General features: G+C 52.9%; 25 protein-coding genes, 2 pseudogenes and 1 riboswitch. Of the genes and pseudogenes, 9 read left to right on the top strand and 18 right to left on the bottom strand.

The features are described from left to right. Positions 1 to 203 (bottom strand): annotated as a pseudogene (locus tag FKP33_RS27450) (restriction endonuclease); the annotation flags it as partial. A 1,036-nt stretch (positions 204 to 1,239) separates the two neighbouring features. Continuing rightward, complete coding sequence (locus FKP33_RS28095) at positions 1,240 to 1,557, bottom strand: zinc ribbon domain-containing protein (RefSeq protein WP_181410141.1); 318 nt, start codon at positions 1,555 to 1,557, stop codon at positions 1,240 to 1,242. A gap of 172 nt (positions 1,558 to 1,729) precedes the next feature. Between FKP33_RS28095 and FKP33_RS13430 the strand changes: the two are divergent. Next, positions 1,730 to 1,894, top strand: a pseudogene (locus FKP33_RS13430) (tyrosine-type recombinase/integrase); the annotation flags it as partial. 450 nt (positions 1,895 to 2,344) lie between these two features. Then, entirely contained in the window at positions 2,345 to 3,307 is a 963-nt protein-coding gene (locus tag FKP33_RS13425) for a cation diffusion facilitator family transporter (protein ID WP_054797798.1), read from the top strand. 67 nt (positions 3,308 to 3,374) lie between these two features. Here the strand turns inward: FKP33_RS13425 and FKP33_RS13420 are convergent, their stop codons facing one another. Both FKP33_RS13420 and FKP33_RS27180 read right to left on the bottom strand, forming a co-directional pair. Continuing rightward, positions 3,375 to 4,448, bottom strand: coding sequence for a LacI family DNA-binding transcriptional regulator (locus FKP33_RS13420; protein ID WP_127604864.1), 1,074 nt, complete (start codon positions 4,446 to 4,448; stop codon positions 3,375 to 3,377). A 160-nt stretch (positions 4,449 to 4,608) separates the two neighbouring features. Further along, entirely contained in the window at positions 4,609 to 4,749 is a 141-nt protein-coding gene (locus FKP33_RS27180; protein WP_155614605.1) for a hypothetical protein, read from the bottom strand. A gap of 185 nt (positions 4,750 to 4,934) precedes the next feature. Here FKP33_RS27180 and FKP33_RS13415 point away from each other — a divergent pair, with 185 nt between their 5' ends. Then, positions 4,935 to 5,453 (top strand): DUF3231 family protein, encoded by a 519-nt coding sequence (locus FKP33_RS13415; protein WP_141335439.1) that lies wholly within the window; start codon positions 4,935 to 4,937, stop codon positions 5,451 to 5,453. Between the two features lie 84 nt (positions 5,454 to 5,537). Here the strand turns inward: FKP33_RS13415 and sdhB are convergent, their stop codons facing one another. Genes sdhB through FKP33_RS13400 form a run of 3 tightly spaced genes read right to left on the bottom strand, consistent with a single transcriptional unit; the run spans position 5,538 to position 8,741 of the window. Next, positions 5,538 to 6,305 (bottom strand): succinate dehydrogenase iron-sulfur subunit, encoded by a 768-nt coding sequence (sdhB, locus tag FKP33_RS13410; RefSeq protein WP_127604868.1) that lies wholly within the window; start codon positions 6,303 to 6,305, stop codon positions 5,538 to 5,540. Positions 6,306 to 6,307: 2 nt separating this feature from the next. Then, positions 6,308 to 8,068 carry a succinate dehydrogenase flavoprotein subunit gene (sdhA, locus tag FKP33_RS13405; RefSeq protein WP_127604870.1) on the bottom strand — a complete coding sequence of 587 codons (1,761 nt, stop codon included), beginning with the start codon at positions 8,066 to 8,068 and terminating at the stop codon, positions 6,308 to 6,310. A gap of 16 nt (positions 8,069 to 8,084) precedes the next feature. Beyond that, a complete protein-coding gene (locus FKP33_RS13400; RefSeq protein WP_054797796.1) occupies positions 8,085 to 8,741 on the bottom strand; it encodes a succinate dehydrogenase cytochrome b558 subunit in 657 nt (218 codons plus the stop codon). Positions 8,742 to 8,996: 255 nt separating this feature from the next. On the opposite strand from FKP33_RS13400, the gene FKP33_RS13395 reads away from it, so the two are divergent. Beyond that, positions 8,997 to 9,884, top strand: coding sequence for a LysR family transcriptional regulator (locus tag FKP33_RS13395; RefSeq protein WP_127604872.1), 888 nt, complete (start codon positions 8,997 to 8,999; stop codon positions 9,882 to 9,884). A 10-nt stretch (positions 9,885 to 9,894) separates the two neighbouring features. Here the strand turns inward: FKP33_RS13395 and FKP33_RS13390 are convergent, their stop codons facing one another. From FKP33_RS13390 to FKP33_RS13380, 3 genes are read right to left on the bottom strand one after another with little or no spacing between them, the layout of a single operon-like run. After that, complete coding sequence (locus FKP33_RS13390) at positions 9,895 to 11,115, bottom strand: cation:proton antiporter (protein WP_141335438.1); 1,221 nt, start codon at positions 11,113 to 11,115, stop codon at positions 9,895 to 9,897. A 53-nt stretch (positions 11,116 to 11,168) separates the two neighbouring features. Beyond that, positions 11,169 to 11,834 carry a potassium channel family protein gene (locus FKP33_RS13385; RefSeq protein ID WP_141335436.1) on the bottom strand — a complete coding sequence of 222 codons (666 nt, stop codon included), beginning with the start codon at positions 11,832 to 11,834 and terminating at the stop codon, positions 11,169 to 11,171. A gap of 13 nt (positions 11,835 to 11,847) precedes the next feature. Next, positions 11,848 to 13,200: a TrkH family potassium uptake protein gene (locus tag FKP33_RS13380; RefSeq protein ID WP_141335434.1), complete on the bottom strand. Its 1,353-nt coding sequence runs from the start codon at positions 13,198 to 13,200 to the stop codon at positions 11,848 to 11,850. Between the two features lie 70 nt (positions 13,201 to 13,270). Beyond that, positions 13,271 to 13,421, bottom strand: a riboswitch (cyclic di-AMP (ydaO/yuaA leader). Between the two features lie 237 nt (positions 13,422 to 13,658). Between FKP33_RS13380 and FKP33_RS13375 the strand changes: the two genes are divergently transcribed. Further along, positions 13,659 to 15,290 carry a CPBP family intramembrane glutamic endopeptidase gene (locus FKP33_RS13375; protein ID WP_141335432.1) on the top strand — a complete coding sequence of 544 codons (1,632 nt, stop codon included), beginning with the start codon at positions 13,659 to 13,661 and terminating at the stop codon, positions 15,288 to 15,290. Here the strand turns inward: FKP33_RS13375 and uvrC are convergent. Next, on the bottom strand, positions 15,247 to 17,259 hold the full coding sequence (gene uvrC / locus FKP33_RS13370; RefSeq protein WP_141335430.1) for an excinuclease ABC subunit UvrC: 2,013 nt from the start codon (positions 17,257 to 17,259) through the stop codon (positions 15,247 to 15,249). The two genes, FKP33_RS13375 and uvrC, sit on opposite strands and share 44 nt — an antisense overlap. Positions 17,260 to 17,350: 91 nt before the next feature. Continuing rightward, entirely contained in the window at positions 17,351 to 17,668 is a 318-nt protein-coding gene (gene trxA / locus FKP33_RS13365) for a thioredoxin (RefSeq protein WP_054797792.1), read from the bottom strand. Positions 17,669 to 17,897: 229 nt separating this feature from the next. Here trxA and FKP33_RS13360 point away from each other — a divergent pair, with 229 nt between their 5' ends. Further along, a complete protein-coding gene (locus FKP33_RS13360; protein ID WP_127604883.1) occupies positions 17,898 to 18,047 on the top strand; it encodes a YqzM family protein in 150 nt (49 codons plus the stop codon). Between the two features lie 144 nt (positions 18,048 to 18,191). Here the strand turns inward: FKP33_RS13360 and zapE are convergent, their stop codons facing one another. From zapE to FKP33_RS13345, 3 genes are all read right to left on the bottom strand, one after another. Next, positions 18,192 to 19,145, bottom strand: coding sequence for an AFG1/ZapE family ATPase (gene zapE / locus FKP33_RS13355; protein WP_054797791.1), 954 nt, complete (start codon positions 19,143 to 19,145; stop codon positions 18,192 to 18,194). A gap of 69 nt (positions 19,146 to 19,214) precedes the next feature. Then, on the bottom strand, positions 19,215 to 20,726 hold the full coding sequence (locus FKP33_RS13350) for a DnaD domain protein (RefSeq protein WP_141335429.1): 1,512 nt from the start codon (positions 20,724 to 20,726) through the stop codon (positions 19,215 to 19,217). A gap of 119 nt (positions 20,727 to 20,845) precedes the next feature. Then, entirely contained in the window at positions 20,846 to 21,130 is a 285-nt protein-coding gene (locus tag FKP33_RS13345; protein ID WP_054797790.1) for a YuiB family protein, read from the bottom strand. Between the two features lie 213 nt (positions 21,131 to 21,343). On the opposite strand from FKP33_RS13345, the gene hemQ reads away from it, so the two are divergent. Then, the gene (gene hemQ / locus FKP33_RS13340) at positions 21,344 to 22,090 is read left to right on the top strand and encodes a hydrogen peroxide-dependent heme synthase (protein WP_141335427.1); all 747 of its coding nucleotides are present in this window, start codon (positions 21,344 to 21,346) and stop codon (positions 22,088 to 22,090) included. Between the two features lie 145 nt (positions 22,091 to 22,235). On the opposite strand, the gene FKP33_RS13335 is transcribed toward hemQ, so the two are convergent. Both FKP33_RS13335 and FKP33_RS13330 read right to left on the bottom strand, forming a co-directional pair. Further along, positions 22,236 to 22,508, bottom strand: coding sequence for a hypothetical protein (locus FKP33_RS13335; protein ID WP_054797788.1), 273 nt, complete (start codon positions 22,506 to 22,508; stop codon positions 22,236 to 22,238). A 3-nt stretch (positions 22,509 to 22,511) separates the two neighbouring features. Beyond that, positions 22,512 to 23,702, bottom strand: coding sequence for an NAD(P)/FAD-dependent oxidoreductase (locus FKP33_RS13330; RefSeq protein ID WP_054797787.1), 1,191 nt, complete (start codon positions 23,700 to 23,702; stop codon positions 22,512 to 22,514). Between the two features lie 434 nt (positions 23,703 to 24,136). Between FKP33_RS13330 and FKP33_RS13325 the strand changes: the two genes are divergently transcribed. Beyond that, positions 24,137 to 25,126: an NAD(P)/FAD-dependent oxidoreductase gene (locus tag FKP33_RS13325; RefSeq protein WP_141335425.1), complete on the top strand. Its 990-nt coding sequence runs from the start codon at positions 24,137 to 24,139 to the stop codon at positions 25,124 to 25,126. 128 nt (positions 25,127 to 25,254) lie between these two features. Here FKP33_RS13325 and sda read toward each other — a convergent pair whose 3' ends face one another. Beyond that, the gene (sda, locus tag FKP33_RS13320; RefSeq protein WP_054797786.1) at positions 25,255 to 25,410 is read right to left on the bottom strand and encodes a sporulation histidine kinase inhibitor Sda; all 156 of its coding nucleotides are present in this window, start codon (positions 25,408 to 25,410) and stop codon (positions 25,255 to 25,257) included. Positions 25,411 to 25,705: 295 nt separating this feature from the next. Between sda and FKP33_RS13315 the strand changes: the two genes are divergently transcribed. Then, on the top strand, positions 25,706 to 26,002 hold the full coding sequence (locus FKP33_RS13315) for a magnetosome magnetite crystal formation protein family (RefSeq protein ID WP_054797785.1): 297 nt from the start codon (positions 25,706 to 25,708) through the stop codon (positions 26,000 to 26,002). The last annotated feature ends 59 nt before the right edge of the window (positions 26,003 to 26,061 follow it).

The following is a 26,061-nucleotide window of genomic DNA, read 5'->3' as shown; positions in this document are numbered from 1 at the left end:
TTCTGCTTTTTCTCGGTTCGTCTTTTCCGAGTCCAGATAGCTCCTATGATATCCGCAACTATGATTGAACCGATGAGTATGCCAAAGAAGAATCCCCAATGCAATCCTGGGATGTTGAAGTACAAAGTAAGCCCACCAATAATAAACAAGCCTCTCAAGACATATGCGAGTTGTCTTCCTTCTGCGTAGTAAGTTCTAGCCATTGGTTCTTTAACCCCCTATTTCCTTGTCTTTCCATTGGTCAGTTCGAATTTTCCTAACAATTTCTCTTCTAATCTTCTCTCGGTATGCATGGAACCCACTCTCAATTGTTTTTCTAAAACCGCAATTCTCACATGTTAAAAGCTCAATCCCATACGAGCCCTCATTCATTACTAAGTATCCATTACATTCTTTGCAAATTGGAACAGGAAGTTGTACTTGTTACTGTAGGTCGAGAGATACCAACCCTCAGTTAAGAAGCTCATCATTAGTCAAGAACCAGATTTTAATTCCTACACGAGCGATATTGTAGACGGGGTAAAGTGGGATGTTATTGCAGCTCCGATAAAAAAGGTAATTGCCCCAGCTACTATTGGGTGTTTGAGTAATTCTTTCATCTACCGACCAACCAACTCTCATTTTAGTCTATTAAATGAAAAAGGGGCGCCTACTGAGGCAACACCCTGCTCTTATGCCTATATTCGATTATAGGTCAAAATGCTTAATTTTGGAATATCATGCCGACTAATGCCGAATTCTCTTATTAGGAATAGTCATTATTGTAACAGCCCCAATTATAGCTGTCACCAAGAACAATGTGTACCAAGCATTATTATAGTTCGTCTGCTGATGTTCGAGTTGATGCGCCTTCTCGCAGGCCTTACGAATTGAATTAGAATTGTCCGAAAGCAATGTCTCCAGTATGTAAATAACAACTTCGACCAACAAAACAATTGCACAGATCATACCAACTATAGTCTTCCTGCTCATGCCTGACTGGCCTCGCTTGTTGTCCCGCTTGCTGCTAGAGGCTTATTAAATCTTCTTCTTATCGGAGCAATCAGCAAAATCGATACAATGTTCACGATATTTAGTGCAATCGTCCATCCATAAAAGCTCTTTGCTGTCGAGAACACGTAATCATAAGAATTACGTTACACGAAGGACATGACGCGCGTTTGCGCCCACTGCTGAGTTGCCACCGCATCTTGATACAACGTATTTACGTTGAAAAATAACACTATGCCGAATACGACGTCAGAAGGAATGCGTGATACGAGCCGTTCCGAACATCATCACCGATAACCTTGAATAGTCTAAAGACCAGATACACAACAATGATGTTAAGCAAAGCGTTAATGCACGCTGAATAATTTTAGCCTTTGTGCCGCGCGTAGCCGCTAAGCCATTTTGAGCAAGCGACTCTTCTTCAAGCTTTGTAATAGATACTTGCGGAGCCTCCACATCTGTTGTATCGATAGGTCGCCCTTCATCTGATACTAGCAACTTCGTTCCGCAAGAAGAACAAAACTTAGCGCCCTCTAGGACTTGCTTGCCACAATTTGAACAGTACATTCGTTCCTTCATGATTAAAGAGGAAAAGCTGGCCACGGGGGAACGATATGAAGATAGGAGCTTCCTAGTTGCAGTAAGTATGGTATTCCTTTGTCCCAAGCTAATTGCAGTGTGGTTTGAAAGCGTATGCTCAAGAAGACGAACATGCGAGTGATCAGACTTTCATGATCTTCGTCATACGTGCGCTTCCCTACTCATGAGTCTGGACATTCATCCAAAGATAGTCCAAGAACAGCTCGGTCATTCATCCATAATGATCACCTTGGACACTTACTCTCACCTAATGCCAAATATGCAAGCTGAGGCGGCTACTGCTTTGGAGAAACTCCTAAGGTAGCCGCCTTTCTCCTGCCATTACCCGTAATCCCCCGCCAAATTCCTGCCAAAACGCATAATTCGATCATTTCCCTGCCAAGGTAAAGCTTAAAAGCCCCTATGGGACAAGGGCTCCTAAACATACAGACAAAAAAAGAGACCCGCCAACGGGGCGGATCTAAGGGTGTATATATTAAAAAGGGGGTCTTGCTATCTATAATACACGGATAACATGTTAAACACGTAACAGATATATTTCAATTATGTAACAAAATTGAAAGCGTTATATACCGGAATGAGAATCAATGTCATAATATCGAGAAATATTATCAAAATCAAAGAAAACGCTAACCTTGATACCGATAATTAGTCTCAAAAGGCTGAAAATCGATATCAATTAAAGTATTTGCCAAAATTTCGACCTTGACGTATAATCCAATCAAGGACTTACCTTACAGAAAGGGTGATTCGGATGTACGATTATCACCATCTCGACCATGCGAAGAAACAAAGCCGTTCCAAGAAAACGCTGTGGATCACGCTGAGTTTAACTTTATTCTTCACCATCGTTGAAGTCATTGGCGGACTGCTGTCCAATTCGCTCGCCCTGCTCTCCGATTCCGCGCATATGATCTCTGACGTGCTCGCTCTCGGATTGAGCATGGTCGCCATCTATATGGCGACGAGACAACCAAACGCCAAATATACGTTCGGCTTCCTCCGTTTTGAGATTATCGCTTCGTTCCTCAACGGTCTGGCGCTGGCCATCATTTCGATCGGCATCTGTATCGAAGGGATACGGCGATTTATGAACCCGGAACCGATCGATCTCAAGCTCATGCTGATCATTGCCTCCATCGGGCTGACGGTCAACCTCGTCCTGACGCTGGTGCTCAGCCGCAGTATGAAGGAAGAGGAAAATTTGAACGTGAAAAGCGCTTTATGGCATTTTATCGGAGATTTGCTAAGCTCCATTGGAGTTATTGTTTCTGCCGTACTCATTTATTATACCGGATTGCCTTGGTTCGACCCGATTATCAGCATTGTCATCGGCGGCATCATCTTCACCGGCGGTGCGAAAATCATTAAGGAATCGTACCTCGTCCTGATGGAATCGGTGCCGGAGCGCTTCGATCTGGATGAAATCCGGGCAGCCATCGCTGCCGTGGAAGGTGTCGAAGATGTGCACGAGATGCATCTGTGGGCCGTGTCCTCGGATCATTATTCCCTCACGGCGCACGTCTTTATCGACGACAGCATCCAGCCGTTCTGCATCATCCTCGCCATCAACGAGACGCTGAAGAACAAGTACGGCATCGAGCACACGACGATCCAGATGGAGCATGCGGGCATCCACCCGCACGGCGAATACGGCAAGCAATTTATGCTGGCCAAGGAGCAGAAGCAGACCCGGAGTATCGGTCCTGTCTTCTAGAAGACGTCAAGACGCCTTGCCTCACCTGACCCCCACGAACTGTGGTGACCGGAGAGGCAAGGCGTCTTTATTCGAGCGCTTCCGCAATGCTCGATCTCCGCGCAATCAGGCGGAGCGGAATTTGAATTTCATGGCCGATACGTTTAAGCTTCCGCGCCTCATCTGCCGGAGATTGCTTCAGCGCTCTCGTATCGCCAAGCGCCTCAAGCATCAGCATCATGGTCATTTCAGCCTGCAGCGCATACGGGATATCGAGCGACGTCAGCATCGGGTGGCACACCGTCGTCACCGGATCGTTGTTGATGCCGGCAATCCGAAAATCCTCCGGCACCCGGTACCCCCGCCGTTGTACAGCGGACATGAATGCCAGCGAAATCACATCGTCGAACCCAAGAATGCCGACCGGAGCTTCTCGATTCCAGAGTCTCTCCACTTGTTCCAACGCCTGGTCGATCGTCTCCACCTCATCCGAATCGATCATGTCGTACGGCACCGGTTCAGGCAGCTTCGAAAGCCCGTTTCGAAAGCCCGCTCTTCGTTGAAGATCGGTAGCGTACAAGCTTGTTTTGGCCAAATACACAATCGTTCGGCAGCCCTGCTCATACAGATGTCTCACAGCCTCGTCACAGCCATCGACAAAATCGAGGTTCACGGCCCCGACGGCGATGTCGTTCGGCCATCCCCACGCATTAAACAAAACAAGCGGCGTCCCTTCGCCCACCAGATGGCGGGTCGCTTCCTGCGACATCGCCAGCCCGTGGCAGATGAGCCCGTCCACCCGGCGCTGCAGCAGCACATCCAGGTGGCGCTTCTCTATCTCCGGATCGAACCCCGCTGCCGAAAAAACGGACAAATGGTACCCGTACCCATGCGCCATACGCTGCATTTCTTCGGCAAACTGCCCGTGATATCCGCCGAAGACAGGCACGAGCATGCCGAGCTCATACGACTTCTTCCGGCTTAGACTGGCGGCCATAACGTTGCGGCGGTAGCCGAGCTGTTCCGCCGTCTGTTCCACTTTACGGATCGTTTCCGGCGTCATCGGCACATTGCGCCTGTTCAACACGTTAGAAACCGTAGCAATTGATACTCCAGCCGCTTCGGCGATATCGACGATGGTGATTTGCCGCTTTTTACTCATGCCGCGTTTCCCTCTCCCTGGTCAAAACTTTCATAGAATAAAATAATCGATTTAAGCGTTTAATCTTTTCATTTTACCGCCAATCCATTGGACGCGTCAATGCAGCGGATAAGAAAAAAACCGTTCCGCCCTCTGGCGAAACGGCTGAACAAGACCATCGTTATATCGACGGTCTATTCGGCTCATGCTTGTCCTTGTGATAGGTCGGCATGGTGTAAGCTTTGCTTTCCACCGCCTGATTCGAGTGATCGGCCATCGACTGCATGGTTTGATTCATGCTTTTGTTTTTGCCTTTGCGCATCGAACTTCCCTCCATCCGTTAGGAACAATATGAGTTGCAGAGTATGCCTTCATGTTTTGTCACCAAACACCGGAAGATATGCAGGACGCAAGACGCCAATAATTCCTACGGTAAGGGAAGATAGACCGTCGGTTCTCCGTACATACTACACGAGGAACTTCATCACCATGCGAAGGAGAATCGATATGGGAATCTTAGACGGAAATCCGAAACACGAGCCTATGCATTATGGTGAAATTTATGCTTTGTGGGCATTCAGCTCGCAGACAAAGCTAGCTTCAACCGGTTACCATACGCTGCGTAATCACGCCGGTGATTCGGATTTAAGAGAATTCATGAAGGAATTAATCGATGTCGCGGCTAAAGAAATCGATGACTGCGATGCACTGTTAATCAAGAACGGCATCACCCCCCCGCCGTCGCCGCCGGAGAAGCCGAAAGCGAATCTGGAAGACATTCCGGCAGGCGCTCGTTTCACCGATCAGGAAATATCCGCCTCATTGAGCGTCGATCTGATGATCGGATTAAACATGTGCAGCCAAATCATCGGTCAAGCCATTCGCGAGGATATTGGCATGTTATTTACGAAGTATCATCAAACCAAGACCGGCCTCAGCAGCAAGCTGCTGCGCATGAACAAAGCCAAGGGCTGGCTCGTGCCGCCGCCACTGCAGCTGCAGACGAAAGAATTGGTGCACAGCTAGTCCTTCTATCACAAAAAGGCTCCCTACCGCGCCAAGCGCAAGGTAGGGAGCCTTCATCATTGTATCAAGTTCGGCGTAAGGAAATTACATGCTGAGCCATTTCTTGAACAGATGCTTCGTCGTGTCGAGATTCATCGCCGCGATCGAAGTCGTAAGCGGAATGCCTTTCGGGCAGGAGCGCACGCAGTTCTGCGAGTTGCCGCAGCCTTCGATGCCGCCGTCTTCCATCAGCGCTTCCAGACGCTCGTGAGCGTTCATCTCGCCCGTCGGGTGAGCGTTGAACAACCGTACTTGCGAAATGGCAGCCGGTCCGATGAACGTCGTCTTGTCGTTCACATTCGGACAGGATTCCAGGCACACGCCGCAAGTCATACATTTGGACAGCTCATAGGCCCATTGACGCTTGGACTCCGCCATCCGCGGTCCCGGTCCGAGATCGTACGTACCGTCGATCGGAATCCATGCTTTCACTTTCTTCAAAGCCGAGAACATGCGCTCACGGTTGATGACCAGGTCGCGGACGACCGGGAAGGTGCTCATCGGAGCGATCCGGATCGGCTGCTCCAGCTTGTCGACAAGCGCGCTGCAAGCTTGGCGCGGCTTTCCGTTAATGACCATGGAGCAAGCTCCGCATACTTCTTCCAAACAGTTCGATTCCCAGCACACCGGCGTCGTTTTGTCGCCTTTGGCATTCACGGGATTCCGCTGTACCTCCATCAGAGCGCTGATCACGTTCATGTTCGGACGGTATGGAACCTCGAACTCTTCCGTATACGGCTTGCTTTCCGCTGAGTCCTGACGGGTGACGATAAACTTAATCTTTTTGTTTGCTGTCGCGGTTGCTTCGGCCATGATCAATGACCTCCCTTCTTCTTGTCGGTTGTGTAGTCACGTTTACGCGGCGCGATCAAGGAGACGTCGACATCTTCCCACTCGATTTGCGGGCCGTCGGCCGTCCATTTCGCCTTCGTCGTCTTCAAGAACTCCTCGTCGTTACGTTCCGGGAACTCCGGCTTGTAGTGCGCGCCGCGGCTCTCGTTACGAAGAAGTCCGCCAAGCGTCATCGCGTGCGCGAGCTCCAGCATGTTCCACAATTGACGCGTATAAGCGACGCCCGGGTTGTTGAAGCGAGCCGAGTCGTTGATGTTAATGTTTTTGTAGCGCTGCTTCAGCTCGTTGATTTTATCGATCGTTTGCTCCAGGTTTTTGTTGTAGCGAACGACCGTCATGTTGTTGGTCATCCATTCGCCGAGCTCCTTGCCAAGCACGTACGCATTTTCCGTACCGTTCATTTTCAGGATGCTTTCGTACTTCTCGGTGTGCAGCTTCGCATAACGTTCGTAAACGGTCGAGGAAATGTCCTCCGCATGCTTATCCAACCCTTTGATGTACTCGATCGCTTTCGGACCGGCCACCATACCGCCGTAGATCGCGGAGAGCAAGGAGTTCGCGCCCAGACGGTTCGCGCCGTGGTACTGGTACTCGCACTCGCCTGCGGCGAACAAGCCCGGAATGTTCGTCATCTGGTTGTAGTCGACCCACATACCGCCCATCGAATAGTGAACGGCCGGGAAAATCTTCATCGGGATTTTACGCGGATCGTCTCCCATGAATTTCTCGTAGATCTCGATAATACCGCCCAGCTTGACGTCGAGCTCCTTCGGATCTTTATGCGACAAGTCGAGGTAAACCATGTTCTCGCCGTTGACGCCGAGCTTCATGTCGACGCAGACAGCGAAAATTTCGCGAGTCGCGATATCGCGCGGAACCAGGTTTCCGTAAGCCGGATATTTCTCTTCGAGGAAATACCAAGGCTTCCCGTCCTTGTACGTCCATACTCGTCCGCCTTCACCGCGAGCCGATTCGCTCATCAGACGCAGCTTGTCGTCCCCGGGAATCGCCGTCGGGTGAATCTGAATGAATTCGCCGTTCGCATAATATACGCCTTGCTGATATACGGCACTGGCTGCCGTACCCGTATTGATAACCGAGTTTGTCGTTTTCCCGAAAATGATCCCGGGACCGCCCGTCGCCAAAATAACCGCATCCGCAGCGAACGTATTGACTTCCATGCTGCGCAGATCTTGTCCGGCAATACCGCGGCATACGCCGTCGTCGTCCAGAATCGCGCCGAGGAATTCCCAGTGCTCGTATTTCTTCACGAGGCCGGCCGTTTCCCAGCGGCGTACTTGCTCGTCGAGCGCGTACAAGAGCTGCTGGCCTGTCGTGGCGCCGGCGAACGCCGTACGGTGATGCTTCGTGCCCCCGAAGCGGCGGAAGTCAAGCAAGCCTTCCGGGGTACGGTTAAACATAACGCCCATCCGGTCCATTAAGTGAATGATGCCCGGCGCGGCTTCGCACATCGCTTTAACCGGCGGTTGGTTGGCAAGGAAGTCGCCACCGTATACAGAGTCGTCAAAGTGCTCCCAGGGAGAATCGCCTTCGCCTTTTGTGTTAACGGCGCCGTTGATGCCCCCTTGAGCACAGACGGAGTGAGAACGTTTAACAGGAACCAGAGAGAACAAGTCGACATGGACTCCGGCTTCTGCAGCTTTAATGGTGGCCATCAAGCCTGCAAGGCCCCCACCGACTACGATAACTTTCGAATTCGCCATGATTGTCCGATCCCCCTTAACCTTTCGTTACTGACGTTACATGCTGAAACGCTGGATCCAAGAATGCCGTCAGCGACATAATGAACATAGCGGACATCACCACGAACACGCCCATCCAAACGTAAGTCGACACACGCTGCGCGCGCGGACCGACCGTAATGCCCCAGCTGACCAGGAACGACCACATGCCGTTGCTGAAGTGGAACACAGCGGCGATGACGCCGATTACATACAATACGAAGTAAACCGGATTCGATGCGATTTGGTGCATATGCGAGCCGATTTCCATTTGCTCGACGCTGCCGATCGCAATTTGAAAACGGGTTTGGAAAAAGTGCCACGCCACGAACAGGAACGTAACCACACCGGTCACGCGCTGCAAGAAGAACATCACGTTGCGGAAATAGCCGTAGTTATTTACGTTATTTCGCGCCGTGTAGGCGACATACAAACCGTAAATCGCGTGATACGCCAGCGGAATCCAAATGCCGAAAATTTCGAGCGCCAATACGAGCGGCAAACTGTGCAGCCATTCGACGTGCTCAAGAAAGCTCTCGGGTCCGCCCTTCGCTGCCGAGTAGTTCGTCAGCAGGTGTTCGATCAGGAAAAACCCGACCGGAATAACCCCCAGTAAGGAATGGAGCTTTCGTGAAAAGTACGAGTTCTTGAACATTACCCTTCGTTCCCCCCTAAAATTAGGCTTGCCACGGCCTTCGTGAAAACCATTACCCATTGTACTCCCGACGCCTGAGAGCGTCAACACAAAACGATACAACTATTTTCCATGAATCGACAGTCTTGTATACGGTTCACGGTAATTATTGTGAACAATCCGTGACATATACATCCTACTCTTATTTCGCTTATAATGGAAGTGCCGATTTCTTATAATCTCTTATAACTACAGTGCATATAGAAAGGAATAACTATGGAACAATTCGACATGTTCGTCACGGTCGTGCAGCAGCAAAGCTTGAATAAAGCGTCGCAATTGCTGAACATCTCGCAGCCCGCCCTTTCGCGCAAAATCATGAAGCTGGAGCAGGAGCTTGGCGTCGAGCTGTTCCGCCGTAAAGGCAAGAGGCTCGAGCTGACGCGCGCCGGCGAGGTTTGTTACGAATATGCGCTCGATCAGCAGCGTCTGGAGCGGAAGCTGCACGATTCGCTGCGCGCGTTCCGTTCCGCGACGAAACCGGCCAGCATCGTCATCGGCGCCAGTCTGACCACCCTGCAATCCACCTTGCCCGATTTGATCACCATTTATACACGCGAGCATCCGCATACCGATATTAAAGCCGTCACCGGCAAAACGCACGAGGTCGTCCCGCTCGTCAAGGAGAAAAAAGTCGACATCGGTCTTGTCGCCTCGCAAATCGACGACCCCGGCCTCGTCAGCGTCCCGCTGTTCGACGATCATCTCTGTCTGGTGCTCCCCGCCGCACACCCTTATGCCGATCACGCCGGCTTGACCGTCCACGATTTGCACGAGCTGCCGATGATCTTATTCTCCCGCGGGACATGGTATCGCGTACTGATGGACGAAATGTTCCATCGCTGCGGCGTCCATCCGGATGTGAAGATGGAGATCGATTCGTTCGAAGCGATCGTCCGCCTCGTCGCGACGTGCCAGACAGCCACGCTGCTCCCGGAATCGTACCTGCGCCATCCGCTGGTCGGCAACAATGAGCTGACCGTTCGTTTCGTCCCCGAGCTGGAGCAAACGAAAAGAACGACTTCGCTCCTATATACGGAGGAAGCCGCTCTCGAAGCGCCGATCCGGCGGTTTATCGACCTGGCGGTGAAGCATTACCGTTGACCCTCCAGGCTCACTTCTCCTCGAGCCCCAGCTTGCGCGCGGCATAAGCCGTCGTGCTCGCCTGGAGCAGGATCGTGAGCAGCACCGCCAGGAACGTAACGGACGAGATGATGTCCGCATGCGCGATGCCCATCCCGGCTACCATACCCGACAGCGCGGCGGGAATGACGCCCGTCTCCCGCACCCAGAACATAAATACAATCTCGTTCCGCTCCCACTTGGCCTTCCGGTCCGGAAGCGCGGAGGCCAGCACGGTAAGCGGCCTTGCGATCAGCATGAATACCGCAATGACACCGAGGCTCGGCCACAAGTGTTCGAAGATCATGCCGAAGTTTACCTGGCTTCCGAGCAGAATGAAAATAAGCATGCGCATCAGCACCGTCATATTTTCGGTAAAATGGCCCATTTCCTGCAGCTTGTCGTCCATGTGGAGCTTGAACAAATCGCTGTTCCCCCAAATCAGTCCGGCCGTGAACGTCGCCATAAATCCGCTCACATGCAGCGCGTCGCCCAGCCAGTAGGCCCCAAGCGCGGTAACGACGAGGGCGATCGTGGTGTAATCGCGCAGCCATCCGAGCCTCAGGTGCGCCGTGATGAACGCCAGCCCGAACCCGACACCGATGCCGACCGCGATGCCGCCGAGCGCCGTTTGCAGAAACTCGAGCACGCTTGAGGAGAGCGATATCGCCTGTCCGCCCGTAATCGCGCCGAGCACCGAGAAGGTGAGGATCGAGCCGGTTGCGTCGTTGAAGGCGGATTCGCTTTCCACCGTTTCCCGTACTTTGCTCCGGATCTTCACTTGCTTGAAGACGGGGATCAGCGTCGCCGGGTCGGTCGACGAAATAATCGCCCCAAGCAGCACCGCATACATGAACGGGATCCCCAGCAGGTAATGGGCGGCGAAAGCGACGACCGCGCACGTAATCAGCACGCCCGGCACGCTTAGCAAGGTAAGGGTGACCCATACCTGGCGAAGGCCCGACATCCGGATGTTGCGCCCCCCGTCGAATAAGATGAGCGCGGAACCGACGGTTAAGATGAATTGATTCGTGAACGAGCTGCTCGGCTCGTGAATCAGGTGCAGCCCTTGACCGACGATCATGCCTGCGGCCAAAAAGAGAGCGACGTCCGGCAGTTTCAGCCAATTCGCCGCTTTTCCGAAAATCATGCCCAGAAATAAGACGGAAACGATTAAAAAGATGACATGCTCGATAAGTACGGCATTCTCCAACTCTCCGCGGCTCCTTCCTATATAAACCCAACGGTCGATCGTCTAACAAAGCCTTAACGAACCAAGGCGTTCTCGAAATGCTCGATCTGTTCGTTCGTGCCAATGATGACCATGACGTCCTTCTCGTCTACGGTATCGGTAGCCGTCGGCGCGATGATCACGTCGCCATGCTTCTTATTGATAGCGACGACGCTGCAGCCATAACGAGCCCGGGTATCAAGCTCCTTCAACGACAGACCATCCAAACACTTCGGAACGGCCAGCTCGGCGATCGTGTACTCCTTCGACAGCTCGATATAATCGAGCAGATTCGGGGAAACCAGCTGATGCGCGACGCGAATGCCCATATCCCGTTCCGGAAAAATGACCCGGTCGACGCCGATCTTATGCAGCACCTTCCCGTGCAGCTCGGACAACGCCTTGGCCACAACCATCTTCACCCCGATATCCTTCAAGAGGATCGTCGTCAGGATGCTGGCTTGAATATCGTCGCCGATCGCTACGATCACGCAATCAAAATTCCGGATCCCAAGCGAACGAATGACATCTTCGTCCGTCGAATCCGCAACGACGACGTGCGTGAGCTCTTCGCTCATTTCTTCTACCGCTTCCTCGTCCATATCGATCCCCATTACTTCATAACCGAGCTGTATGAGCTCCTTTGCCAGACTCGAGCCGAAACGGCCGAGTCCGATTACCGCGTACTGACTGCGTTTCATCGAATGCCTCTCCCTATCCAATCGTAATTTTCCCTTCCGGGTATCTGAACAGCTCTTTCTCTGCCTTCGGACCGAGCGCATACGCGAGCGTCAACGGACCGAGCCGGCCGATAAACATCGTAAGGGCGATCATCAACTTGCCGAACGTGGTCAAATCGGGCGTGAGCCCCATCGTCAGTCCGACCGTGCCGAAAGCCGACGTCGCTTCGAACAAAATCATCAGGAAATTGTGATCTTCCGTCGTGGACAGCAGCATGGTGACGAAGATGACCCAGAACAAGGCGATCATGGTTAACGTAATCGCTTTAAGAATCCGGTCTTTGCCGAGCCGGTTATGGAACAGCACGATATCCTCTTTCCCCCGGATCATCGCGATAATCGCCCCGATCAGCGTCGTGAACGTCGTCGTCTTGATCCCGCCGCCCGTCGATCCCGGGGACGCCCCGATGAACATGAGAACAATAATGAAAAACTGCGACGCCTGCCTCATGCCCGCGATGTCGATGCTGTTCGCGCCGGCCGTTCGAGGGGAGACCGATTGAAAGAACGAAGCCAGTATTTTACCGTTCCAGTTAAGCGTGGCAAGCGTCTTCGGATTCGTAAATTCAAAGATGAAGATGACGATGGCCCCGACCAGGATCAGAATGCCGCTCGCGCTCAACACGACCTTGGAATGGAGCGACAGCCGGCGGCGCTGCTTGTACTCCATCAAGTCGGACAGGACGACAAACCCGATCCCTCCTAATATAATCAACGCCATGGAGACGATATTGATCACATAATCGTCCGCGTAAGCCGTAATGCTGGAGAACCGGCCGGTAATCGGACCGAACAGATCGAACCCGGCGTTGTTAAAGAACGAGATCGCATGAAACACCCCATACCCCAGCGCACGCACCGGACCTAAATCGAACGACCACCGGATGGCGAAGATGACAGCCGCTGTGAACTCGATCGTCAACGAGTACACCAGAACTTTACGGATTAAGCGCACGATGCCTTCCATGCTGCCCTGATTCATCGCTTCTTGAAGAATGAGCCGTTCTTTCAGCGAAAGCCGCTTCTTCAAGGCGAAGGCGAACAGGGTGGCCATGGTCATGAACCCGAGACCGCCGACCTGAATCAACGAAATAATGACAATCTTGCCGAATAAAGACCAATGAGTGCCTGTATCGACTACGACCAGACCGGTCACACAGGTCGCCGAGGTCGCCGTGAACAACGCGTCCAGGAAAGGCGTCGGCACCCCGGACGCCGCTGACACCGGGAGCGTTAACAAGCCGGCGCCCGCCAGTATGATCAAGGCGAACCCGATGACCAAAATTTGCGGCGGGGTAAGCTCGATTTTTTTCGATTTGGATTTCATCCTGAACCTGCACCTTCTCAACTTTTTATGAACAACAAAAAAAAGACACGGGAAACCCAGTGCCATCCAAGGTTCCTGTAACACAAGCCTACGAGGTTAGCTGACGGATTCGGGTATACAGGCCCCCTATCCATGCGGCCCGTTACCCGGCCCTGCACGGAATTCACCCCTATGATTCATGGTTCCCCCGTTTTCTTGAAGAAATTCGGCTTCTTATTCAATTGATATGAATTATAAGGTTCTTTGGAACGAAGTACAAAGCTCTATTTGGCGGAAAAGGAAGGATTTTCGGAACATTACGATACATGACAGCGCTCTCAAACGGTGAAGTCTTCTCCTTGCTTGTTTTTTCCGGCGGTTTCTCGTGATATCATGAGATTACCCTATTAGCATGGATGGCCATAACGGAGAATACGATTAAGATAAGCTGTTACGATTTACCGGATAAGGAGTGTGTCATGCCCAACAAAGTTTCTCGTCCCCCCTTATGGCTGGCGGTCATCGGTCTTCTGCTGTACTTCGGGCTATCTTATCTCGCCCCGCTGATTCAGGACCACAACGATCTTGACGGGGAAGCGCAGGCGGCGCCTGCCATTAGTAAAGCGGAAGCGGCCGACCTCGCGATCGCCTTCGCCGATCACAAATTCGGGCTCTCGCCCGGCCGCACGGCGGATACGTTGTTTCAATCGAACACGGTTCGCAGCGGGTACATCCAGAAGGAAGGCTTGGAGGAAGAGTATCGAAAGCGGTTCGAGAAGCGTTATCCAATCGATTATTACGAAGTGGAAATCCGCGATGGGCAAGCCACCTATTACATCGGGGTCAACTTCAACAACCGTCAGGTGATCAGCTATAGCGCTTCGAAAGCGCCGACGGCCAAAACCGAAGCGCGGCCGGCGGCGGAAACGGATACGTCCTCGATCGCCGTAAGCGCCGTCCGCGATATGGGCTTCGATCCGGCTGCGTTCACACTGGCTGGCAGCGCTGCGGACAAACGCCCGCCCGGCGAATTCGTATTCGTCAGCAAGACGGAGCGGATCGGCGAAGCCCCGCTGGAGCTGCACGTGCAGACGGCGAACGGGCAAGCGGTGTCGTTCCGCCCGGCATTCCCGCCGCCGGAAAGCTTCACGCTCTGGCAGCAGATGCAGGACGAGCGGTCCGCTCTGATGACGCGGATCAGCTTGTTCGCATCGCTGCTGATGGCGCTCGCCGCCTTGATCCTCGTCGTACGGCAGCGCAAACAGATCGACTTCGCGCGCGGCGCGCTGCTGTCGATCGTGTTCCTGGCGATCTATGTGAGCAATAACTACAATCTGATGCCCGCCTTCCGTACGATGCACGGCAGCGGTCCTTCGGAGCCGGATGCGGTGTTGTACTTGTGGATCAGCAACATCTATGTGGCGCTGATGGCGTTGTCCTCTTACTTCGCCTTGGTTGCCGGAAGCCGGCTGACGCTTGACCGGGGCGAACGCCCGTGGGCCGTATGGCGTGATGCGGACTTCGGCGGGCAAGTGAAGCAGGCGATGAGCAGCGGATATGTGATCGCCCTGTTCATTCTCGGCATCCAGCAGGCGTTGTTCTTCGCCGCCACCGAGCTGTTCGACGTCTGGGCCGTGAACGACCCGACCGATTCGGTGTACAATATGCTGCACCCCGAATGGTTTCCGCTGCTGGCCTGGTCTGCAGCCATCTCCGAGGAAGCCGTCTACCGGGTGCTCGGCGTGTCGCTTATGCTGAAGCTGACACGCCGTCCTTTCGTGGCGGTGCTTGTGCCTAGCGTCATCTGGGCGATGAGTCACACCCAGTACCCGGTATACCCGGTGTACACCCGGCTTGTAGAGGTGTCGGTCATCGGCATCGTGTTCGGTTACGCGTACTTGCGGTACGGCTTCCTGACCGCCCTGTTCGCCCACGCGGCGATGGACAGCATCCTGATGGGCTTCTCGCTGATGTACAGCGGCGACGACAGGCAAGCCGCCGTCGGCCTCGCGTACTTCTTCGCGCCGGCTGTCGTCGGTTGGCTGCTGCACAGGCTGCACGGGCGCTTCAGGCCTCGATCCCCGTCGAATCCGCCGCTGCGCCATCCGTAATCGGGTCGGCGCTATCGCTTGCGCCGGGCCCGGCTTCGGCTCCTTCGGCGGGGCCGTTCAAGGAAGCGAGAATGTGCTGCGCCAGCTTTTCCCCGATACCGAGAGGCTTGAAGTCTTCGACTTGAGCCTCTTTTATTTTTTTCAACGAGCCGAAGTGCTTCAAGAGCGCCTTGCGCCGCTTCTCGCCGATGCCCGTGATCGAATCGAGCGTCGATACGGTCATCGACTTGGCGCGCGTCTCGCGGTGGAACGTGATGGCGAAGCGATGCACCTCGTCCTGGATGCGCTGCAGCAAATAAAATTCCTGACTGTCGCGCGGCAATGGCACCACTTCGGGCGGATCGCCCATTAACAGCTGGGCCGTCTTGTGCTTGGCGTCTTTGACCAGACCGCATACCGGCAAATGCAAACCGAGCTCGTTCTCGAGCACGTCCACTGCAGCCGCCAGATGGCCCCTGCCGCCGTCGATGACGATCAGGTCGGGCATCTTCAGTCCTTCCTTCAACACACGCTCGTAGCGGCGTCTGACGACCTCACGCATCGTCTCGTAATCGTCCGGTCCCTGCACCGTCTTGATTTTGTACTTGCGGTATTCCTTGCGGTCCGGCTTGCCGTCCGTGAACACGACCATCGCCGACACCGGGTCGCTTCCCTGGATGTTCGAGTTGTCGAACGCTTCGATGCGATGGATCGTGCCCGTACCGAGGTATTGGCCCAAATTTTCAACGGCCTTGATCGTCCGCTCGGCATCCCGTTCGATCAGCTTAAACTTCTCTTCAAGCGCCACGCGCGCGTTGTCGCTCGCCATCTCAACCATGTTCTTCTTCAAGCCGCGGCGGGGCATATGCACCCGCACCTTCAGCCAGCTTTCGAGCGCATCCTTGACGTCGGATTTCGTCTCGGCCGCGGCCGTCTCCTTCGGCACAGGCGTTCCCTGCTCCGCATCTGCGCCCGCCGCAGGCGTCTCCACAGCGGCCGGACGTTCCTCCGCCGGATTCGGCGGCAGGAAAATTTCCTTCGGCAGCGCCGGGTTATCGCTGTAATACTGGGTCACGAACGAGGTGAAATCGTCATACGCTTCGCCATAGTAAGGGAACATCGTTGCATGCCGCTCGATAAGCTTCCCTTGGCGCATATATAGAATCTGGACACACATCCACCCTTTGTCGACGGCAAAACCGAATACGTCGCGGTCCATCTTATCGTTCGTCGTAATCTTCTGCTTCTCCATGACGGCGTCGATATGCACAATTTGATCCCGCAGCTCCTTGGCCCGTTCGAAGTTCAGCTCCTCGGCCGCTTCCTGCATTTTGCGCTTCAGGTCCTCCTTGATCTCGTCGTGGCCGCCGTTCAAAAAGCGCGCGATCTCCCCGACCATCTTATCGTACGTCTCCTGCTCGACCTCGAACTCACAGGGCGCGATACACTGGCCCAAGTGGTAGTACAGGCATACCTTATCCGGCAGCGTATTGCACTTGCGCAGCGGGTACAACCGGTCCAGCAGCTTCTTCGTTTCCTGAGCGGCGTACGCATTCGGATAGGGGCCGAAATATTTCGCCTTGTCCTTATGCACCCGCCGCGTCACTTCGAGCTTCGGATGCCGCTCATGCGTAATTTTTATATAGGGAAAAGATTTATCGTCCTTCAGGAGTACATTGTACCTCGGGACGTACTTCTTGATCAGATTGCACTCCAGGATGAGCGCTTCCATGTTGCTGGCGGTCACGATATATTCGAAATCGACGATTTCGCTCACCAGCAGCTGCGTCTTCGCCGTATGACTGCCCGTAAAATAAGTCCTCAGCCGGTTGCGCAATATTTTCGCTTTGCCGACATAAATGATCGTGCCTTCGCGGTTCTTCATCAAGTAACAGCCCGGCAGCTCCGGAACGAGCGAAAGCTTCGTTTTGATCGCTTCCAGCGTCTTCTTCCGGTCCTGCGGATTCCATTCCCCATGCGTGTCCGACATGCCCTTCTCTCCTTTCGCAGGCAACAAAAAAAGCTCTTTTTCAGCATAGCAGAAAAAGAGCTTTTTCTCACGTCATCGTCAGACTGCCAAATTATTGATGGCGGCCCAATACGTTCTTCAACGCGTCTTTCGATTGGAAGCCGACGACCTTGTCCACCGGTTGACCGTCTTTGAAGACGATCAAGGTCGGGATACTCATAACGCCAAAGCGCGAAGCGGATTCCGGATTGTCGTCCACGTTCACCTTCGCGATCTTCACGTTGTCGCCGAGTTCTTTATCCAGCTCTTCCAGGACCGGAGCGATCATTTTGCAAGGACCGCACCAGGGAGCCCAGAAATCTACGAGAACCGTACCGGATCCTTCCACTTCACCGGTGAAGGATTGATCAGTCACATTTACAATAGCCATGATGGGAATTCTCCTTTCGCGGATAATGTCAACATGTAAAGTATACCACATTGCTTTCACTTTTCAACCGAACCAAAGTTTGCATAATTGTCACTTTCGCATCCTTTACAATCATCTGCGAAGTTGGGTATACTAGGCCTATATAATTACGATAAGTCTCGCGGTGTGCGATCGGACGTTCCTGAAGAGCCCTTCTTCGGGCCGCACGAAGCGACAAGGAGGAACTGAAATGAGTAACGATCCGAAACATCCGGAATTGCACGTATATGAAGAAGAGCGCAATGACTTGATCGATGTCGCGTTGGGCTTCGGGGTTTTCTTCGGCGTTTTGTTTTTAATCGCGATCGTAGCCACAGTCATCACGCTGGTTGCGAAGTAACGATTGGGTAAGGCGATACCTGCTGCCGGATGAGGCGGCAGGTATTTTTTTGTGCGCGAGGCCCGTCCACGGTCTGTGCGCGGCTCGTGCACAAGGGTTTGTGCGTGCGGTCCTTGCTGCGCCCCGTACTCCCTGCCTATTCCTTTATTTCGATCCCCGCTTGTTATACCCGTTCACCATCACCACATCGACGAAAGGCCGAATCCGGTCCATAATGCGCCGGCCCTTATACTCCTCGTCCCCGTCCTTGCTCGTAAAGCTGAAATGCTTCTCCAGCGCGTCCAGATCGTGATTCGACGTGAAGAACGTCGGCTTCCGGTTCATCCGGTAGTTCAGAATCGCACCCATCACATGATCGCGCAGCCACGGATTTAAATTCTCCGCGCCGATGTCGTCGAACACGAGCAGGTCGGTTTCTTTCAGGATGTCGATCGTTTCCTTCAGCTTCAGCGGGTCCTGGAACATCGACTTCAAATCCTCGGCAAAATCCGGCATATACACAATTGCGCCGGTATAGCCGTCCTTCGCCAGCTCGTAGAGCATGTAACACATCAGGAACGTCTTCCCGGTGCCGAAATGGCCGGCCAAGTACAAGCCCGTCTGCGGCAGCCCTTTCGTACGCACGTTCAAAATATAATCCATCACTTGCCCGACCGCTTCCTCCCGCTGCGGATCCTTGTCCAGAATCTCCAGCGACGAATACCCTTGGGAAAGCGCGCGTTCATCCACATAAAAGCTTCGGATCCGGCTGCGAACCGCATCCTGCGTCGACTTCGCCAAAAACTTCTTGCACGCCACCTTATGATCGTAGACGCGCGTCCAGTCATCCCCCGGCTCCACCTGGAGCATCGTGTAATGGCCTTCGAGATCGTTCGGGCAGCGGTCAAGCCCCGGACAATTCGTACAATTATTGTATTCCTTCACATATTGATGCAGCTTGTTTAAATTCAGCTTGATCGTCTGGTTATCGAGCTGCGGATACTTGCTCCGCAGCTTCACGATCAGCGGATCGGCCGCAACCTCGCGCAGCTTCTCTTCCGCTTGCTTCAACAGCTGCCGGCCCTGCGAGCCGCGCAGCAGCTCCCCTAGCGATTCCAACGCGAAGCACCTCCCCCATGAAGTACCTGTTTCTCTTCTCCGGTTCTCTCACTCAGTCCCCGGCAGCCGCTACCTTTGTCCGTCCAGCTGCTGCGCTTTCCGGCGCAGCGCCTCCCGCTCCTCATCCGAACGCGGCTTGCTCGGGGCCGAATCCGGCACGATCGGAATGAGCGGCTTCTGCCTTGCGCCGCCACGGCCGGACTTGGCCGTACCTCCGCTGCCTCCGCGATAGGCGCCCTGCGTGCCCTGAGCCGTTTTTTTCTCGCTGTACGCCATCTGCTCGCGCACGTAACGAACGGCTTGCTCGAACGATCCGACCTGTTTCCCCAGCATGTCGGTGACGATCGCTTCCATATATTTTTTCGACCAGGAACGTTTGGTGACATAAATATAATGAATAAGGACGTTGATCACTTCTTCATGCAAACCGTAATTCAGCTCGACCTTCGCCAGCGTATCGAGCAGCCCGTCCGGCACCGTGCCTTTAGAAAAAATTTTCTCCAGCAAAAACATGTACGGCTCGTTCCGCAAAATGTAATTATACTGATGCTGGTTGCACTCTCCTTGAAACAAATCCGGCACGTCCAGGTAAAATTCCATCTCGACCGGCTTATCCTTCGAACCGGCCCCTTCCACCTTCTCTTCGCCTTCCGCATCGGCCTTGCCGGGCAGCTTGGCCATCCACCTTACCCTATCTTCCGTTCGTTTCTTATCTTGACGGAATACTTGGTTCGCTTTATGCTGCAGCAGCTCGAGCGCGAGCGTGCCCGCTTCGTCGAATACGCCGTCCTCGTCCAGCAGCCGGCAGATGTCGGTTAGGTAGAGGCTGTACTTTTTCGCTACGAAATTGATCGTCGCCATCTGCTCGGGCTCGTATTTCAACCGCTCGACATATTCCCGGTTGAACGACTCCCTCGGAAAATGCATGATGATTTCCGCATACGTGAACCCTTTGTACGTCACTTCCGGCTTCGTCTGGTCAGTCGTGGCTGCGGCCGATTCGAAGAAAGCCTGCTCCAGCTCCTGATCGACGACCTGCGTGTTTAGCCGGAACAGCTCGTAGAACGGTACCGATAAATTTTCGGCGTTCGCCTGCTTCAGCTCGTCCGCTTCGGGCAGCATAAATTCGTCCCGCAGCGCAAAAACGGCATACTTTCCGACTTTATCGCGAAGCAGCAGCGTGAGATGGTGGTTTTTGAAAAACTCCCCCGGCGTCAGCGGTTCGAACAGCTGATACTCGTACAAATAGTCCTCCGAAGCGGCCGCAAAGCGGCGTGACGTGCGAAGCAGACCGACCGCCTCCAGCTTGGAGGTTTGCTCGATAAACCATTTACGCCCGCGCTCTCCGCCCTCGATCTCCATCGTCAGAAACAGCTTCCGCTGCTGCTCGATCGGCGAGAAGCCCACTTGATCGGCAGGCAGCTGGTGATACAATGTATAATAAACGCTAAGGGCAAAAGCGCCGACCATCGGCTGGTACATCGAGGTCAGCACCTTGTAATCGAGACTGCTTAAGGCAAAGTCGCGGTTAACGACAAACCGGTGATACTCGGAAAAGTGAAGCATATTCGTAATTCGCATGCATACAAAACTCCATCCGTGTTGCTAAAGTCTTAATCTTCATTTTACCACAGCAATCGACAACGGTGTAGAAGAAAAAGAAGGCTTCGCCGGCGTACCGGGAGCCTTCCTCCGTTTCCTCAGAACATCTTGAAGCCTTTCTGACGCAGCGACTTGATCGTCGAGCCGCTCAGGATGGCGCCCGCCAATCCGCCTAATGCCGAGATATAATCGACAAACGTATACTCGGCGATATTTTGCGAAAGCGAGCCTGTCCCCCAACCCCAATACAACACAAGACCGATCACAAGTACGATATATCCGTAAATGGGAAACCAAGTCGTCTTCAGCAGCATGTTGAGAATAAACCCGATTCCGAAGAACAGCACGAACAGCAGCACGGTAGCGATAATCAATTGCAGCAATGCAGACAACTCCTTCTTCTCATACCTTCGTCTACTTTCTATTATAATCAAAAGCGCAGGACGGTAAAGGGCGCCCTCGTCCCGGGAATGTGAACACTTTGTCACCGTTTAGCCCCCAGCCTTGGTGCATTTGCCCTTTCCCGCATCTTTAGCTACAATGAAACAAGCAAAAGAATCGAAGTGAAAATCAATATCATGAGGAGAGAGAGATCCATGAGTGAAGCCGTACATACGTTGGAAGGCTGGTACTGCCTGCATGACTTCCGCGCCATCGATTGGAACGTCTGGAAAAGCTTGACCGCGCAAGAAAGAAACCGCGCCGAGGACGAGCTGTTGTCCTTGCTGAAGCAATATCAGAGCACCGAGGATCAGAAGCTCGGAAGCACAGCGTTCTACTCCATCGTCGGGCAGAAAGCCGACTTCGTCTTCATGCACCTGCGCGAAACGCTGGAAGAGCTGAACGAGCTCGAGAACGAGTTTAACAAATCGATGTTCGCTCAAGTGACCATTCCGACCTATTCCTACGTATCGGTCGTCGAACTCGGCGGTTACATGGCCAAACCGGGTACGGATCCGATGCAGGATCCGGACATCGTCGCCCGCTTGAAGCCCATCCTGCCGAAAGCGAAGCACATCTGCTTCTATCCGATGAACAAGCGCCGTGAAGGCAACGATAACTGGTACATGCTCAGCACCGAAGAGCGCCGTTCCTTCATGCGCGGCCACGGCACGATCGGCCGCACGTACGCCGGCAAAGTCAAACAAATTATCGGCGGCTCCATCGGCCTCGACGATTGGGAATGGGGCGTCACGTTGTTCGCCGACGATGCACTGCAGTTCAAGAAGATCGTCACCGAAATGCGCTTTGACGAAACGAGCGCCCGCTTTGGCGACTTCGGCGACTTCTACATCGGCAACCTGCTCGATGCGGATAAGACTTCCGCCATGCTGAAGTTATAAGCCGGCGCCCCTTGGCGAAGCTCCGGGCCCCAGGCGCCGCCGCGGCGGGTTCGCCGCCCGGAGCTTGAGCTGCTTTCCCGGGTTACGCAAAAAAACCTTGCCCATACGGCTGCAGCAGCCGTGTCAGGCAAGGTTTTTTGGGCTTCTAGTCGTCGTCTTCCTCGGCAAGCTTCGCGAGTTCCTGCTCCAGCGCTTTGCGACGCAAATACTCCTCGGTATCGCGGTCGCGTTGACGAGACTTCTCCTTCAACCGTTCAATGGCCGGCAGGATCAGAATGTCGATCTCCTTCTGAACCGTCGCCACCAGATCATAGCGGTCTTGCGTCTCCAGATAATGGCCGACATCGATCAAGGCGTTATACCGGTCGAGCTCCTCGCGGGTCAGCAGCCCGCGAACCTGTACACTGCAGTGACGCATCGTTTAGAAACGGCCTTTCTTCAGGACGAGCGGGATGCCGCCGATAATGTACAGGTAGCGAAGATCGATAACCTTCTTCATCACGGCCGCGACACCGCCTTTAATTTTGCGCGAGCCGACGATGCCGATCGCTTCGCCGCGGCCGAGCGAGGCCACGGTGCCTTTCGGCTTGTACTCGAACTTCTGCAGCTCGGAATTGCGAATTTGCGCAACAAGATTGTGCGCGCACACTTCCGCCTGCTGCATCGAAATTTGCGCGGTCGGCGGATAAGGACGGCCTTCCGGACTCATCACGATCGAGCAATCGCCGAGCACGTAGATGTTCTCATGGCCCGGGATGCGAAGCGTGTCGTCTACTTTGATGCGGCCGCGCATCGTTTCGAAACCGGCTTCCTCCAGCATGTGGTTGCCGCGGATACCGCCGGTCCAGATGATGGTGGCCGATTTGATCTCTTCGCCGGTCGCCAGAACGACGCCTTCCGGTGTGCATTCTTTAATCGCCGTGGCAATTTTGAACGTAACGCCTTTGTTCTTCAGAACGTTCATCGCATACTCGACCAGTTCCGGGTCGAAGCCCGGCAAAGCTGTTGGAGCCGCTTCAATATTATAAATGTTCACGAGAGATGGATCGATGTCAAACTCCTTACAGAGCTCCGGAATGCGATCGGCCAGCTCGCCGACGAATTCAATGCCTGTGAAGCCTGCTCCGCCGACGACGAATGTCAAGTAATCCGTACGGGAAGGCTCGCGCTTGAATTTGGCGAACTGATATTCGATATGCTCTCGAATGAAACGAACGCTGTTGATCGAGCGGATGTTCATCGCGTATTCCTTCAAGCCGGGAATGCCGAACGTTTCCGGCTCCCCACCGAGACCGATAACCAGGTAGTCGTAGGACAACGTGCCTTCTTCGAGAATAACTTTCTTCTCTTGCGGGCGAATTTGAACGACTGTCGATTTCACAAAATCGATTTTGAACTCGTCGATCAACTTTAAGATGCTGACACGTGCATTTTCCGGATTATCCGTGCCGGCAGCCGGCATGTGCAGATGCGTGGTAATGTAATGGTAATCATGCTTATTTACCAGCGTTACGTCCGCCTCGTTATAGTTGAGTTCCTTCTGCAGCCGGATCGCCGTCACAATACCGCCGTAACCTGCACCCAAAATGACAATCCTTGGAATTCGACTCATGGCTCTATCCCTTCCATCCTCGCGTATTTTCTATATTTCTTTATAAGTTTGACCAAAATTCTTTGTGAAAAATTACACAATCTATGCCGGAATGTGATTTTAATTTTATTTTTGGCATCAGTTAGTCAAAATATAAGCGTTTCAAGTGTTTATGCAACAACAAATTTAACCAATTCAAAAGAAATGATATAATGATACGCTTGAAATAGCAAGTATTATTTTGATTAAAATCGCCCCTTTTTCGCCATCTTAAGAAAGGGATTCCCCCGATTGTTTCCTCTCTCGTTTTTTCCCGCCGGAATTGAAATTATACGGAAAGGTTATGAATACCATTAATTAATTTAATCTAAATACGCTATGCTTTCATATTTTCATGGAAAGAGCGTACGTTTATAATAGAATGGATACATATCGTACCGGAGGTGCTTATTGTAATGAGTAGCGGAATTGTTGACATTATTATCGTCGGCGGCGGTCCGGCAGGCATGTTCGCTTCGTTCTACGGCGGCATGCGCCAAGCATCCGTCAAATTAATCGAGAGTATGCCGCAGCTCGGCGGACAGCTCACCGCGCTTTACCCGGAAAAATACATCTACGATGTGGCCGGCTTTCCGAAAGTAACGGCTCAGGAGCTCGTCAACAATCTGGACGAGCAGATGAAGCATTTCTCCGACATCCAAATTTGCCTGGAAGAGAAAGTGCTATCCGTGGAGAAGAAAGACGAGCGTTTGTTTGAAGTTACGACCGACAAAGGCGTACATCAGTCCAAAGCCGTTATCATTACAGGAGGCGTCGGAGCGTTCGAGCCGCGCAGACTGGAATTGCCCGAGGCCGTTAAATACGAGAAGAAAAACTTGCACTACTTTGTCAGCGACCTTAACCGCTTCAAAGGCCAAAAAGTCTTGATCAGCGGCGGAGGCGATTCCGCCGTGGACTGGGCGCTCATGCTGGAACCGATCGCCGAGCAGGTAACGCTTATTCACCGTCGCGATAAGTTCCGCGCTCACGAGCACAGCGTTGAAAACCTGATGAATTCGAAAGTCAACGTCGTAACGCCGACAGAAATTAAGGCGCTTCACGGCGAAGATACGATTACCCAGGTCACGCTGGCCGATATCAAGAGCGGTGTGGAAACTGTCATCGACGTTGACGCGGTTATCGTCAATTTCGGATTCGTTTCCTCCCTTGGACCGATTGCCGAATGGGGACTGGAAATCGACAACGGCTCGATCGTCGTCGACTCCCGTATGGAAACGAGCATACCGGGCATTTTCGCCGCGGGCGACATCACCACATACCCAGGCAAGCTGAAACTTATTGCCGTAGGCTTCGGCGAAGCGCCGACTGCGATCAATAACGCGAAGGTGTACATCGACCCGACCGCGAAGCTGTCCCCGGGGCACAGCTCGAATATGAAGAGGTAATGCCGGTTTTTCAGGGCAATTGTTCTCGCTAGCGACAAATAACCCCTGCTTACGCTTTAGCGGCGAAGGAGGGGTTTTTTTGGAGTATGAGGGCTACTATCCGATAGGGGAGAGAAAGAAAGTTCAGGTCATGAAACCTGCGCGTCCCCTTCCCGGTAATAATCCAGGTTAAGTTCGCGACGATGTATTTCTTCCAGCAGCAGTTCGACAAATTCTTTTTCCAATTTTAGATCGAGCGCTTTGAAGTATGAATCCACCAATATTTCATTACTGATCAATTTCATCTCAATCACCTTGATTCTTTAAAGTAAAATTATAGTAACACGGTTCAAAAATTAGAACAAGCGTTCCGTTATCCACATCAATATGTGCACAACCTGTGTGCATCTTGTTAATAACTGTAGAAAAATGGATAATACTGCGCCGGGTCATGTGGACAAAGTTATACACAATGAAACCGGACGTGCATGCAATAAAAAAATTTTATCAACTTTGGTTTAATTTCCCATTTGACTCGAAACCGTATTTACGGTTCTGCGTATTGCGTAATAGCTTTTACGGATGGAAGGGGCTGTTCTCTTGGAAACGCGTAAACTCATTTCGGCCTTATGCTATTTCAGCATTTTCTTCGCGGGGTTCATTATCCCGATCGTTATTTACTTCATTACCGATGACCCGGAAGTGAAGCATCATGCGAAAGCGGCGTTCGTCTCGCATATTTTGCCTTTCGCCTCTTTATTGTTTTTGTTGATCGCCGTCTTTACGCTGCCGACCTTCAGCGGTTTTATTATCGCGCTAGTACTTTGCGGCGTTCTGTATGCAGCCGTTACGATCTACAACGTCATTCAAGGTATTCGGGTGCTCGTCTCCCGCTAACAAAGTGTTGACCCCATGCGCCATTAATCCGAACTATCATGTAATCGCTTGCATATCAT

The organism is Paenibacillus sp. tmac-D7 (assembly GCF_006519665.1).
GTDB lineage: Bacteria > Bacillota > Bacilli > Paenibacillales > NBRC-103111 > Paenibacillus_G > Paenibacillus_G validus.
The sequence above is the reverse complement of the archived record's forward strand: the minus strand, read 5'-3'. Positions and strand labels throughout refer to the sequence as shown.

Excerpts from the sequence above, each read along its gene's own strand:
- FKP33_RS28095 (WP_181410141.1), bottom strand. The coding sequence starts at position 1,557 with ATGTACTGTTCAAATTGTGGCAAGCAAGTCCTAGAGGGCGCTAAGTTT.
- FKP33_RS13425 (WP_054797798.1), top strand. The coding sequence starts at position 2,345 with ATGTACGATTATCACCATCTCGACCATGCGAAGAAACAAAGCCGTTCC.
- FKP33_RS13420 (WP_127604864.1), bottom strand. The coding sequence starts at position 4,448 with ATGAGTAAAAAGCGGCAAATCACCATCGTCGATATCGCCGAAGCGGCT.
- FKP33_RS27180 (WP_155614605.1), bottom strand. The coding sequence starts at position 4,749 with ATGCGCAAAGGCAAAAACAAAAGCATGAATCAAACCATGCAGTCGATG.
- FKP33_RS13415 (WP_141335439.1), top strand. The coding sequence starts at position 4,935 with ATGGGAATCTTAGACGGAAATCCGAAACACGAGCCTATGCATTATGGT.
- sdhB (WP_127604868.1), bottom strand. The coding sequence starts at position 6,305 with ATGGCCGAAGCAACCGCGACAGCAAACAAAAAGATTAAGTTTATCGTC.
- sdhA (WP_127604870.1), bottom strand. The coding sequence starts at position 8,068 with ATGGCGAATTCGAAAGTTATCGTAGTCGGTGGGGGCCTTGCAGGCTTG.
- FKP33_RS13400 (WP_054797796.1), bottom strand. The coding sequence starts at position 8,741 with ATGTTCAAGAACTCGTACTTTTCACGAAAGCTCCATTCCTTACTGGGG.
- FKP33_RS13395 (WP_127604872.1), top strand. The coding sequence starts at position 8,997 with ATGGAACAATTCGACATGTTCGTCACGGTCGTGCAGCAGCAAAGCTTG.
- FKP33_RS13385 (WP_141335436.1), bottom strand. The coding sequence starts at position 11,834 with ATGAAACGCAGTCAGTACGCGGTAATCGGACTCGGCCGTTTCGGCTCG.
- FKP33_RS13380 (WP_141335434.1), bottom strand. The coding sequence starts at position 13,200 with ATGAAATCCAAATCGAAAAAAATCGAGCTTACCCCGCCGCAAATTTTG.
- FKP33_RS13375 (WP_141335432.1), top strand. The coding sequence starts at position 13,659 with ATGCCCAACAAAGTTTCTCGTCCCCCCTTATGGCTGGCGGTCATCGGT.
- uvrC (WP_141335430.1), bottom strand. The coding sequence starts at position 17,259 with ATGTCGGACACGCATGGGGAATGGAATCCGCAGGACCGGAAGAAGACG.
- trxA (WP_054797792.1), bottom strand. The coding sequence starts at position 17,668 with ATGGCTATTGTAAATGTGACTGATCAATCCTTCACCGGTGAAGTGGAA.
- FKP33_RS13360 (WP_127604883.1), top strand. The coding sequence starts at position 17,898 with ATGAGTAACGATCCGAAACATCCGGAATTGCACGTATATGAAGAAGAG.
- FKP33_RS13350 (WP_141335429.1), bottom strand. The coding sequence starts at position 20,726 with ATGCGAATTACGAATATGCTTCACTTTTCCGAGTATCACCGGTTTGTC.
- hemQ (WP_141335427.1), top strand. The coding sequence starts at position 21,344 with ATGAGTGAAGCCGTACATACGTTGGAAGGCTGGTACTGCCTGCATGAC.
- FKP33_RS13335 (WP_054797788.1), bottom strand. The coding sequence starts at position 22,508 with ATGCGTCACTGCAGTGTACAGGTTCGCGGGCTGCTGACCCGCGAGGAG.
- FKP33_RS13330 (WP_054797787.1), bottom strand. The coding sequence starts at position 23,702 with ATGAGTCGAATTCCAAGGATTGTCATTTTGGGTGCAGGTTACGGCGGT.
- FKP33_RS13325 (WP_141335425.1), top strand. The coding sequence starts at position 24,137 with ATGAGTAGCGGAATTGTTGACATTATTATCGTCGGCGGCGGTCCGGCA.
- sda (WP_054797786.1), bottom strand. The coding sequence starts at position 25,410 with ATGAAATTGATCAGTAATGAAATATTGGTGGATTCATACTTCAAAGCG.